Origin of the sequence: Bacillus sp. FSL K6-3176 (assembly GCF_038003325.1) — a bacterium.
Taxonomy (GTDB): domain Bacteria; phylum Bacillota; class Bacilli; order Bacillales; family Bacillaceae; genus Bacillus; species Bacillus altitudinis.
The window spans coordinates 1954178-1965741 of the sequence record NZ_JBBOOX010000001.1 but is presented as its reverse complement, the minus strand read 5'-3'; the positions used below and the strand labels follow the sequence as shown (position 1 = coordinate 1965741).

Sequence of the window (11564 nt, the reverse complement as noted above, 5' to 3'; positions counted from 1 at the left end):
GAATTGAGCCATTTAGTGGGCTGATTTACCAATGGAGAGAGATGTTTCATGTAAAGGAACTGTAATCTAAAACATATCGTTTTGTTATTGAAATGACATTTACATATGTTACGATAGCACTCGTTAGCCGCCATAAAAAGCTAACAAGGGAGGATTTACTTTATGAAGAAGACTATTATGTCCTTGGTTGCTGTTGCAGCAATCTCAACAACAGCATTAGGAGCACAGCAAGTTTCTGCAAAGGAAATCACTGTACAGAAAGGTGATACACTTTGGGGAATCTCTCAAAAAAATGATGTGTCTCTAAAGGACCTAAAGGGTTGGAACAATTTATCTACAGACATGATCTATGTAGGAGATAAATTGACAATCTCTTCAAAAGAGAAAACTCAGGAGCAGTACAAAGTCCAGAAGGGGGACAGCCTCTGGAAAATCGCTCAAAAATTCAATGTGTCAATTAGCGATATTAAGTCTTGGAATAACTTAAACTCAGATATAATTATGATTGGTTCAACACTAAGTGTTGCTGGTCAAAGCTCAGCTCCGGTAAGCTCAGAACCTGTTCAAAAACAGGCACCTGTCCAAAAAGAGCAAACAACGAAAAAAGCTGCTCCTAAAAAGGAAACAGCTAAAGCAGAATCATCTTCTGCTAGTCAAAGTGTTCAAAAAGAAATGACTGTAACGGCTACGGCTTATACAGCAAATGATGGTGGCATCTCAGGTATCACTGCAACAGGGGTAAACTTAAACAAAAACCCAAATGCAAAAGTAATCGCAGTAGATCCTAATGTCATTCCATTAGGAAGTAAGGTTTATGTTGAAGGCTACGGTGAAGCCATCGCAGCAGATACTGGCGGCGCAATTAAAGGTAACAAAATTGATGTACACGTACCAAGCAAATCCCAAGCTAAAAATTGGGGCGTAAAATCAGTCAAAGTGAAAGTACTTAACTAGTAGTCTATTGTTTTTGGAAGAAAGCATCAGGTGGCGGCCTGATGCTTTTATTATACCTTTTTTTGGCCAGAAATACACATATTTTTCTGAAAAATTCGCATTTTCGACAAAAACCAGCGTATAAGCCCATCTCAACGCTGGTTTTTGTGTCGTTAGCTGTCCACCCAATAAATTTCTCCGCTTTGCTCTTTCCAATTAATTTGGACATCAAAATGGTGTTTTTCATAAAAATGAATCAGGCGGTCCACATGGTTCCAATCTCTTTTGACGAGATCCCCAGTAATGACTGGAATGTTTTGCTCTCTTGCGATTTCTTTTAAATGCTTCATACAGATGGATCCATAGCCATTATCAGGCGGGCCTTTAATATCGGCAATGTGAATCTTTCCTTCTTCAGGATATTCCGCGATCAAGGAAAAATCAGATTGTCCGCGAAAAGCTTTTTCACAATCGCTTAACATGATTTTGCACGTCTCTGCATTCTCAATTGCAGAGACGATCATCCATTCATCTTCCTTCGCTTGATCAATGCCAATAATCTTTGCTTTTTTTGAAATATCTTTTATATTTTCTTGCATTCGATACATCTGGAACTGCAACTGCTGTAATTCTTGCTCTAATGTCTTCACATCTTTTGTTGTTTCCTGTAAGATTGACAAGTCTATTGCTCCTTTCATAGAAGAGTTGATAAAAACCACACAAATTCCCATTCTAAAGGAAGTGAGTGGATCTTTCAAGCCGCTAGAAGGCAGGCAATCGGCAAGTTTGTCTAAAATTCGACGAAGACAGCGAATTCATTGACTTTAGAGAGAAAGTTAAATAACATACTCTTAGTCGGAACTAATAAAGAGAGGTTTTCAAACATGAACGAACAGAATCAAAAACCGAAAAATTTCACCGGCATTGTTGTCTTTTTAACAATTGCCATAAACGGCTTAATTGCTTTATTATTTTTCATGCCAAAAACAGATAAATTTAGTCATCTGGATATTACATTTCTGCCGTTACTGAATGCCGTGATGAACAGTTTTACGTTTATCTTTTTACTTTCAGCGCTCATTATGATTAAACAAAAGAACATTAAAGCCCATAGACGATTTATCTTTGCGGCTTTTTCAACAACACTTGTCTTTTTAATTTCGTATGTGACGTATCATTCAATGGCAGCTGATACACACTTCGGGGGAGAAGGAATCATTCGTCCGATTTACTTCTTTATTCTCATCACACATATCGTCTTATCTGCCGTCATTGTACCGCTTGCACTGATCACTCTCTTTAGAGGCGCACAAATGCAAGTCGAACGTCATCGTAAAATTGCCAGATGGACCATGCCTCTTTGGCTCTATGTCAGTCTAACAGGTGTCATCGTATATATTATGATTTCTCCATACTACAGCTAACGTATGTCCATCTGGACATACGTTCTTTTATTTACAAGATGAAGTGCTTTGGATAAAATGGGAATTGGGTATCCGACTTGCACGGTATCTTCCCACCTATAGAATCACATCATGTCTGGCCGTTTGCTCGTTTGGAGAACACAATTGAACGAAACGGGGGTTATATGATGACTGAACAATTGCAGTACAAACCGGGGCTTGAAGACATTGTGGCAAGCGAAACGTCAATTTCGTTCCTAGATGTCCAGCAAGAAGAAATTGTGATTCGCGGTTATGACCTCATCGAGCTGGCACAAAACAAGACGTACTTAGAAACAGCCTATTTGCTCATTTATGGAAGATTACCAGATGCAATGGAATATCACCAATTTCAGCAAGATATTTCCTCACAAACAAGCTTACATCCAACCATTCAAACCATTTTGACAAAACTGCCAAAAACCACTCACCCAATGGATGCCATGAGAACGTGTTTATCTGCTCTTGCAGGGTACGATGAACAACTGAATGATCGATCAGAAGCATGCCAACAAGCGCGTGCTGTTCGATTACTTGGCCAGCTACCAGCGATTGTTGCGGGAAGCTATCATATTCTCACACAAGACACCACACCTACTCCAGACCAGACCAAATCCTACACTGAAAACTTTCTAGCGATGTTAACAGGCCGCACTCCGGCACAAGACGAAATCAAAGCATTTGACCAAACACTCACGCTTTATAGTGAGCATGAGCTGCCGAATTCAACATTTGCAGCAAGAGTCATTGCATCTACTCATTCTGACATGTATGGTGCTTTTACTGGAGCGATTTCTTCATTAAAAGGTGACTTACACGGAGGCGCAAACGAAGCAGTCATGCACATGCTGCTCGAAGGCAAAACAACAGAAGGTTTCCTTTCGCTCATCGAACGTAAATTAGCCGCAAAAGAAAAAATGATGGGCTTTGGACACCGGGTATACATGAGAAAAATGGACCCAAGAGCGGCTCTTTTAAAACGATCGTTGAAAACGCTTACCGAATCAAAAGGAGACACGACGCTTTATGACATGTGCGTCGCAGGCGAGGCATACATGAAAGAAAAGAAAAACCTCTATCCAAACCTTGATTATTACGCAGCACCTATTTATTACGTGCTCGGTATTCCTATTTCACTTTATACACCGATTTTTTTTGCTGCGAGAGCAAGCGGATTAGCAGCGCATGTCATCGAGCAGCATTCACACAATCGGATTTTTAGACCGAGAGTAAGGTATTTAGGACCAAGAGGATTAAAAGTCTCAAATGATGATGGAAAAACGGGGGAATGAATATGAATAAAACAGCAGTAGCCAATCAAACAGATCAACTATTAGAAGATATCGCAGCTTATGCCGTGGATGGAGAAATTACGAGCAAAGAGGCCATTGAAACAGCTAGGTATGTACTCATGGATACACTCGGCTGCGGAATGCTGGCGCTCAACTTTCCAGAATGCACGAAGCATCTTGGACCCATCGTACCTGGAACTGTTGTCCCTAACGGAGCAAGAGTGCCCGGCACTTCATTTGTATTAGATCCTGTTCAAGCGGCTTTTAATATAGGATGTATGATCCGCTGGTTAGATTATAATGACACGTGGCTTGCACAGGAGTGGGGCCATCCCTCAGATAACCTGGGCGGGATATTGGCTGTAAGCGATTATATCAGCAGAACGAGGCTTGCAAACGGAGAAGAACCGCTTTCGATGAATGACGTACTGCATGCGATTGTAAAGGCACATGAAATACAAGGTGTGCTTGCTTTAGAAAATTGTTTGAATCGAAATGGCTTGGATCATGTTCTTTTTGTCAAGGTGGCATCAAGTGCAGTCGTTTGTGCAATGCTTGGCGGAACGAAAGAAGATGTGCAGCATGTGTTATCACAAGCATTTGTGGATAATTCACCGCTTAGAACGTACCGGCATGCCCCGAACACAGGATCAAGGAAATCGTGGGCAGCAGGGGATGCCACAAGCCGTGCAGTGAGACTAGCGATGATGACATTGAAAGGAGAAATGGGCTATCAGACGCCCCTCAGTGCAGAAAAGTGGGGATTTGAAGATGTGTTAATGAAAGGAAAACCACTTACACTTGCCCAGCCGCTCGGGTCATATGTGATTGAGAATGTACTCTTTAAAATTGCCTATCCAGCAGAATTTCATGCGCAAACTGCCGCTGAGGCCGCTGTCATTCTACATGACGCGGTAAAAGACCGTTTAGATGAGATTGACAGGATTGAGATTACGACACATGAATCAGCCATTCGAATTATTGATAAAAAAGGACCGCTTTACAACCCGGCAGACCGTGACCATTGCTTGCAGTATATTACGGCCATTGGGTTAATCTATGGTGAGCTGACCGCTGATCATTATGAAGAAGAGACGGCGCAGAATCCGCTCATTGACCGTTTGCGTGATCAAATGATCGTCAAAGAAGATAAACGGTATACAGAAGACTATTTAGATCCGAAAAAGAGATCAATTGCAAACTGTGTTCAAATCTTCTTTAAAGACGGAACGATGACAGATCGAATTGAAATTGAATATCCGCTTGGTCATCGCAGAAGAAGGCAGGAAGGGATCCCGCTGCTTGAAAAGAAATGGGTATATCATTTGAAAACGAGATTTCCACAAAAACAAGTCGATCAAATTGTTTCACTTTGCCAAAATCCAAATCAATTAAAAACAACGACAGTACCAGCATTTATGGATTTATTTGTCATATAAGGGGGAGCTAGTGTGTGGATCTTGAATGATGAAGTAAATCAAGCTGACTTAGCCGCAGCTTTTAAAGAGCAAATGCACAAATCCGCTTTATTTCAAATTCCAGGCGTTCACGATGGAATGTCTGCGCTCTATGCGAGGAAAATGGGATTTCAAGGGCTTTATTTATCGGGTGCCGCTTTTTGCGCAAGCAAAGGGCTTCCTGACCTCGGTATGATTCATTCCACTGAAATGGCGGAAAAGGCAAAGGAAATCATTCGAGCTTCTCAGCTGCCTCTTTTAGTTGATATGGATACTGGCTATGGCGGTGTATTAAATGCAGCCAGGGCAGCAAAAGAAATGGTGGAGAGCAAGGTAGCGGCTGTTCAAATTGAAGATCAGCAAATGCCGAAGAAATGCGGACATTTAAACGGAAAATCACTCGTTTCTGTAGAAGACATGATGGCGAAAATCAAAGCGATCAAACAAGCGGCACCTACACTTCTCGTCATCGCAAGAACGGATGCGAAGTCAGTAAACGGGATGGAGGATGTCATTCACCGGGCGAATCTCTATCTAGAAGCAGGAGCAGATGCCATTTTTCCTGAGGCGCTGATTACAGCAGAAGATTTCACGTATGCTTCAAATAATATAAAAGGGCCGCTTCTTGCAAACATGACGGAGTTTGGAAAAACACCTTATTATCATACAGACGAATTTTCTATGTTTGGCTTTCAAATGGTGATTTATCCAGTGTCATCCCTGAGAGTTGCTGCAAAAGCGTATGAGCGTTTATTTACAGAGATTAAGGAAAAGGGGACTCAGCAGGGGATGCTGGAGGACATGCAAACGAGAAAAGAGCTATATGAAACGATTCATTATGATGAATATGAAGAAATGGATCAGCATTTAGCCAAAACGATCCTGCCGGAAATCGGGAAAGAGCATTCATAAAATGAAAAGCACTTCCTAAACGGAAGTGCTTTTTTTACGATGATGGTGTGGATGATGAAGCCAATTTCATCTTTTCTTCAACTGTTTTCGTTTTTTCTTTTACTTTTTCAGCATAAGTGAAATCACCGTAGCAATACGGATAGCGGAAGTTATCTTTGTCGCCCCCGCATGTATAGACTTCAGGGTTTCGCTTCACTTGCTTTTTGGAGTATTGCTTTGCCAATTTTTCGGAATGTTTTCCCCCGTTTTTTGCAACAAAATCAATATAGCCGATTCCCATGTTATAGCTTTGAATAATGGTTTCCAAATCAACGCCTTTTTTCTTCCCATGCTTGTACATGGTTGAAAAATGATGGACTCCTTGTTTAATGCTTTTCTGAGGGTCATTGATTTCATTTCGTTTCAAACCAAGAGATTCAGAGGACTGCATTGGATCTCCGCCTCTGCCTTTTGATTCCTGATACATCATACCGAGAATTAACGCGGTATATTGATCTAAATCTTGATCTCTTAACTCTGTTTCTACAAGCGGTTTGTAATCATCCAGTCTCGACAAAACAATTGATTCCGTATCAATCGGCAGCTTTTTTAACTCCTTTTGATTAAAGGAAATGACAATGGCCGCTAATACGCAAACAAACAGAAAAATCGTGAAACAGCCTGAAATGGCAAAACATCCTGTTTTTTTCTTTTTCAAGGTCAGTTCACCCCTGTTTTGCCCCGCTTTTAAAAGGGAAGTACAGCCTTTATATTATGCCATATCCTGCACAGGATACCAAGTGAAAACCTTATATTCAATCATAGCCAAACGTAAATTCTGTTCTTGTTTTCAGTCTATAGCAGAAATAAACAAAACCGATCATGAGCCACACCATGCCGATGATTAATGCATTTGTACTGATGCTTGTTAAGAGCCAAATACAAAAAGCCGTTCCGCAAAGAGGGATGATGGCATACCTCAGTGTGTTTAATACACCTCTTTGTTTTTGTTTGATGAAATAGTAAGCGAAAACAGACAAGTTAACAAACGTAAATCCAATTAATGCCCCGAAGCTGATAAACGAGTAAATGACCTCAAGCTCACCAACAACTGCGGTTAACGAGAAAACACCAATTAATAAAATATTAAATACAGGCGTTTTCAATGTTGGGTGAATATAACCGAAGAAACGCTTTGGTAATGATTGATCTCTTCCCATCGCATACAAGAGTCTTGCGGCACTCGCATGTGATGATAGGGAGGAAGAGATGACAGCGACCATGGTGCCGGCTAAAAAGAATGAGTGGAGAAACGCGCCACCCACAAATTCTGCAATTTCAAGTGATGCCGCATCTGGATGCTTGAACTGTTGAAAATTTGGAAACACCTGCTGTAAAAAATAAGAGGTGAGGGTAAACAGCACACCTCCAATAGCGACCGTTAAAAATATGGCGAGAGGAATCGTTCTTTTTGGTTTAATTGTTTCCTCAGACATGGTCGAAATCGCATCAAATCCTAGAAAAGAAAAACATAAAATCGTTGCGCCGGAAAAAATAAGGGCGGGATCTAAGCTCGCTGAATAAAACGGACGGGTTGACAGTAACTCTCCCGTGCCTGCATTCTGCGTGAGCCCATAAACAATAAACCCAACAAATGTCACAGCGACAATCACCTGAAAGGTCACAAATAGCGCTGTAATGTTGGCTGTAAGACGTATACCGATTACATTGACAGTCGTTATGGCGATAGCAAGTATGATGATCCAAATGTAATGAGGTACATCAGGAAAGGCTGCGGTTAAATAAGCACTTCCGATTGCAAAATTCACCATAGGCAAAAATAAATAGTCTAGCAATAGTGTCCAGCCTACAAGAAAGCCAACGTGAGGATGAATACTTTTTTGCGCGTATGTATATGCAGATCCTGCTTTTGGAAAAGCCTTCACCATATTCCCATAGCTAAGCGCTGTCAATAGTAATGCCAGTAAAGTAAAGATATAAGCTGCAGCAACGTGTCCTTTCGTCAGCTGAGCAACAATGCCGTATGAATCAAATACGACAAGTGGGTCCATATAAGCAAGCCCGATCACAACAAGTGGAAAAACAGTCAGGCTGCGTTTTAGTCTTGGCTCTTCAGTCAATTTGCCTATCAGCTCCTCTAAAAAAATGAATAAATAATGCTCATTTTAAAAAGAATGCTACCACGTGTCAATGCTATTTGAATAAATCTTTTTTCAAAAGGTGTGGAAGCTTTGCATGCTACACGTTTTGGTATATGATGATACATAGAATAAGTCGTGAGTTGACTGACAAGAAAGGTGAAGCGAAATGAAGGAAGAACTGAATACAAATCAAGAACAGGAACGGATGGAGCTGGACGAAGAAAGTCTATTTCTTGTCTCCCAAACATTTAAAGCCTTATCTGATCCGACGCGTATTCGTATTCTGCATTTGCTGTCTCAAGGTGAACATTCAGTAAATGATATAGCAGAAACACTAAACCTTATGCAATCAACCGTATCTCATCAGCTGCGCTTTTTAAAAAATCTTCGTCTCGTGAAATCTAGACGAGCAGGGACCTCGATTTTTTACAGTCCTGAAGATCAGCATGTGATGGAAGTGCTTGAACAAATGATACACCATGCACAGCATGATTGAGAAAAAACCTTCCTACTTCTATATAGGAAGGTTTTTTATGCATGATGTACATGGGTTGATCGTTTATTTGCTTTCATCATTTGATAAGAAAACACAATATAGTAAGCCGCTAGAAGGAAAAAGCTGAGTATTGTCAACGCATCATCGCTGACAATATGCTGATACAATTCAACGATATCCATTTTGGTGATCGCATGTGTTGTCAGATTGACCGATTTAAATGCAAGCCTAGATAAAAACAAACATAAAATAAAGCTTTCAATCCATTTACTTGTTTTCACATACAGCCGGCCATTTTCTAATTTCATTTGAATCGTCTGATAGGCATGAACGGCGAGACTGCTCCCGAAGATCATGCCAATGACGGCATAAATCAAAATACTGTGATTTTGCCATCCTTCTGATAAGAGAATAAGGGCAGTGAGACTAAATACATACATTCTCATGAAAAGATTTACCGGGCGCACAAGCTGATAGTGTCTCATTCGATTCATACGAATGATGATCCAGACGAGCATGACGATCCCGATCATGAACAACTGCCATACGTGATGTGTCATGATGCAACCTCCTCCTGCACAGGCAGGGATGTAAACGAATGCTGGCTGTTACTTATCATTACCATTCTTTCTTTTTTTATCAAATCAAAACCTATATTTATGAAAAAGAGGAAAAGTCATGAAAATCGATCGCATTTTGTCCATTGTGATGATACTGATTAGCAAACGGCAAGTACAGGCGAAAGACCTCGCTGAACTACATGAAGTGAGCGTAAGAACCATATACCGTGACATTGATACGATTAATCAAGCGGGGATTCCAGTTGTCACAAAACAAGGCGCAGGGGGTGGAATTTCACTCGTTGACGACTATCGTCTAGAGAAAAAATTATTCACCGATGATGATATTGAACTGATTTTAACAGCTCTTGAAAGCATCACGAGTGCATACACCTTTAAAGAAAGTGAACATGTACTAAAGAAAATGAAATCCCTGATTCCGCCTCAAAACGAAAAACAGCACCATGTATTTATTGATTTAAGCTCTTGGGGGAAAGACCGCTACTTAGAAAAGAAGCTCCAGCTCATTCATACCGCTGCCTCAGCGCATCAATATATCCAGTTCACCTACCGCAATGCAAAAGGCGAAACACTTCCTAGAAAAGTAGAGCCTTATACACTTGTCTTAAAAGGAAGACACTGGTATTTGTATGCGTATTGCTGCGTGAAAAAAGCGTTTCGTCTGTTTAAACTCAAAAGAATGTCAGACCTTATCACGCATTCAGTATCTTTTCTTCCTAAACGAATAAAAAATGAAGACAAGTCTTGGAATGATTCTTGGCATGAAGAACCTTCCGTCAGTACACTAACGCTCAGGTTGACTCAAGATTCTGTTGGTAAAGTGAAGGAATGGATAGATGAAAATGAATTCACCGTATGTGCAGATGGTACGTATCTTGCCACAATCACGTTGCCTCAGGATGATTGGTTATATAGCTTTCTTTTTTATTTAGGGCCAGATGTCGAGATTGTCTCTCCGCTATCCGTTCGGGAAGCATTTGATCTAAAGTTGAAACAATTTCAAAAACCAAAAGGAACTTGACACAATGTTGTCAGGTTTCTTTTTATATGATGGAAAAAAAGGAGATGAGAATGTATGTACGATATCGTGATTTTACAGAAACAATGGATCAAGGGATTATCTGTTCGAACAACAAATGAAATGGAGCAAACAAACGAGCGGAAGATTGCACCGCTTTGGCAGCAATTTTTCACGCAGCAGCTCGACGGGGGCCATGCGCCAGTCATAGGGCTGTATTCAGATTATGAAAAGGATGAAAATGGCGCTTATTTGTTCACAGCGGGGCAATTGGTTGACCAGCAGCTAGCACAAGATGCAAAAGAGATTCCAGGCTCCACCTACGCAAGATTTCAAACGAGAAAGGGCCCGATTGAAGAGGTTGTGTTTGAAACATGGCAGCAGATTTGGAGCTGGGATCAGCGTCACTTGCGAACATATACTGGCGATTTTGAATGGTACGACGAACGATCAATTGATCCAAAAGAAGCGCAAGTTGATATTTATATTGCAGTCGATGAAAAAATAGTTGCTAAAACTAATACTATTAGTTAATATAAAACTAACGACATTAGTTTTAGGGGGAAACAAGATGAGATTGACAACATTTGACCGTTTGCACCAGCTTACACTCATGCCACGTATTTTTCCGGTAAATTGTTATGTATTTGAGGAAGAGAATGAACTCATCTTAATTGATGCAGCTTTGAAAATGGCAGCAAGCTCGATCATTGAATTTGCACATCAATTAAACAAACCCATTAACAAAATTATTCTGACTCATAGTCATATGGATCATATTGGCGCACTAGATGAAATGAAAAAGGCTTTTCCAGAGGCAGTTGTTTATTTATCGAAACGAGATGCTCGCCTGTTTGCTGGCGATTTCTCTTTACTTCCTGGTGAACCGAAGAAAAAAGTCAAAGGCAGTTTTTCAAAAGACATTCTCACAAAACCAGACGTGCTTGTTGAAGAAGGGGACGAGATTGGGTCACTTAAAGTCATTGCCACACCAGGACATACACCAGGAAGCATCTCTTTATACGATGAAAAGTCAGGGGTTGTCATTGCGGGTGATGCAGTTGTGACAAAAGGCGGTTTATTTGTAACGGGTGAGTTTCGCTTCACCTTCCCATTCCCGGCTTTTGCCACTTGGGATGCAGAAACAGCACTAAAAAGCGCTGAAAAATTACTGGCACTTCGCTTGTCTTGTCTCGCAGCAGGACATGGTGATCTTATCATAGAGCCTGAGGCAAAGCTCAGAGCTGCTATCGAAAAAAGGAAGCATCAGCTACAAAAGGGAGGACAGTAAG

At 40.8% G+C, this 11564-nt stretch carries 13 protein-coding genes; 9 read left to right on the top strand and 4 right to left on the bottom strand.

The window, feature by feature from the left end; genetic code table 11:
* The first annotated feature begins 162 nt into the window (after nt 1-162).
* On the top strand, nt 163-954 hold the full coding sequence (locus MHB38_RS10040; protein ID WP_341003282.1) for a LysM peptidoglycan-binding and 3D domain-containing protein: 792 nt from the start codon (nt 163-165) through the stop codon (nt 952-954).
* Nucleotides 955-1106: 152 nt separating this feature from the next.
* Here MHB38_RS10040 and MHB38_RS10035 read toward each other — a convergent pair whose 3' ends face one another.
* Nucleotides 1107-1613 carry a GNAT family N-acetyltransferase gene (locus MHB38_RS10035; protein ID WP_019743302.1) on the bottom strand — a complete coding sequence of 169 codons (507 nt, stop codon included), beginning with the start codon at nt 1611-1613 and terminating at the stop codon, nt 1107-1109.
* 204 nt (nt 1614-1817) lie between these two features.
* Here MHB38_RS10035 and MHB38_RS10030 point away from each other — a divergent pair, with 204 nt between their 5' ends.
* From MHB38_RS10030 to prpB, 4 genes are all read left to right on the top strand, one after another.
* Entirely contained in the window at nt 1818-2357 is a 540-nt protein-coding gene (locus MHB38_RS10030; protein ID WP_008346516.1) for a DUF420 domain-containing protein, read from the top strand.
* 167 nt (nt 2358-2524) lie between these two features.
* A complete protein-coding gene (mmgD, locus tag MHB38_RS10025) occupies nt 2525-3667 on the top strand; it encodes a citrate synthase (RefSeq protein ID WP_035391756.1) in 1143 nt (380 codons plus the stop codon).
* Between the two features lie 2 nt (nt 3668-3669).
* Nucleotides 3670-5106, top strand: coding sequence for a bifunctional 2-methylcitrate dehydratase/aconitate hydratase (locus MHB38_RS10020; protein ID WP_024718585.1), 1437 nt, complete (start codon nt 3670-3672; stop codon nt 5104-5106).
* Between the two features lie 12 nt (nt 5107-5118).
* Nucleotides 5119-6036 (top strand): methylisocitrate lyase, encoded by a 918-nt coding sequence (gene prpB / locus MHB38_RS10015; RefSeq protein WP_341003281.1) that lies wholly within the window; start codon nt 5119-5121, stop codon nt 6034-6036.
* A 34-nt stretch (nt 6037-6070) separates the two neighbouring features.
* On the opposite strand, the gene MHB38_RS10010 is transcribed toward prpB, so the two are convergent.
* Nucleotides 6071-6733 (bottom strand): lysozyme family protein, encoded by a 663-nt coding sequence (locus MHB38_RS10010; RefSeq protein WP_017359484.1) that lies wholly within the window; start codon nt 6731-6733, stop codon nt 6071-6073.
* A gap of 97 nt (nt 6734-6830) precedes the next feature.
* The gene (locus MHB38_RS10005; RefSeq protein ID WP_236809924.1) at nt 6831-8156 is read right to left on the bottom strand and encodes an APC family permease; all 1326 of its coding nucleotides are present in this window, start codon (nt 8154-8156) and stop codon (nt 6831-6833) included.
* A 187-nt stretch (nt 8157-8343) separates the two neighbouring features.
* On the opposite strand from MHB38_RS10005, the gene czrA reads away from it, so the two are divergent.
* Nucleotides 8344-8673 carry a Zn(II)-responsive metalloregulatory transcriptional repressor CzrA gene (gene czrA / locus MHB38_RS10000; RefSeq protein ID WP_007500691.1) on the top strand — a complete coding sequence of 110 codons (330 nt, stop codon included), beginning with the start codon at nt 8344-8346 and terminating at the stop codon, nt 8671-8673.
* A 35-nt stretch (nt 8674-8708) separates the two neighbouring features.
* On the opposite strand, the gene MHB38_RS09995 is transcribed toward czrA, so the two are convergent.
* Nucleotides 8709-9233 (bottom strand): mother cell-specific membrane sporulation protein, encoded by a 525-nt coding sequence (locus MHB38_RS09995; RefSeq protein ID WP_144740083.1) that lies wholly within the window; start codon nt 9231-9233, stop codon nt 8709-8711.
* A 118-nt stretch (nt 9234-9351) separates the two neighbouring features.
* On the opposite strand from MHB38_RS09995, the gene MHB38_RS09990 reads away from it, so the two are divergent.
* Genes MHB38_RS09990 through MHB38_RS09980 form a run of 3 tightly spaced genes read left to right on the top strand, consistent with a single transcriptional unit; the run spans nt 9352 to nt 11563 of the window.
* The gene (locus MHB38_RS09990; protein ID WP_135227093.1) at nt 9352-10275 is read left to right on the top strand and encodes a helix-turn-helix transcriptional regulator; all 924 of its coding nucleotides are present in this window, start codon (nt 9352-9354) and stop codon (nt 10273-10275) included.
* A gap of 54 nt (nt 10276-10329) precedes the next feature.
* Nucleotides 10330-10806, top strand: coding sequence for a GyrI-like domain-containing protein (locus MHB38_RS09985; protein WP_341003277.1), 477 nt, complete (start codon nt 10330-10332; stop codon nt 10804-10806).
* Between the two features lie 37 nt (nt 10807-10843).
* Complete coding sequence (locus tag MHB38_RS09980; RefSeq protein WP_052320504.1) at nt 10844-11563, top strand: MBL fold metallo-hydrolase; 720 nt, start codon at nt 10844-10846, stop codon at nt 11561-11563.
* Nucleotide 11564: the final 1 nt, after the last annotated feature.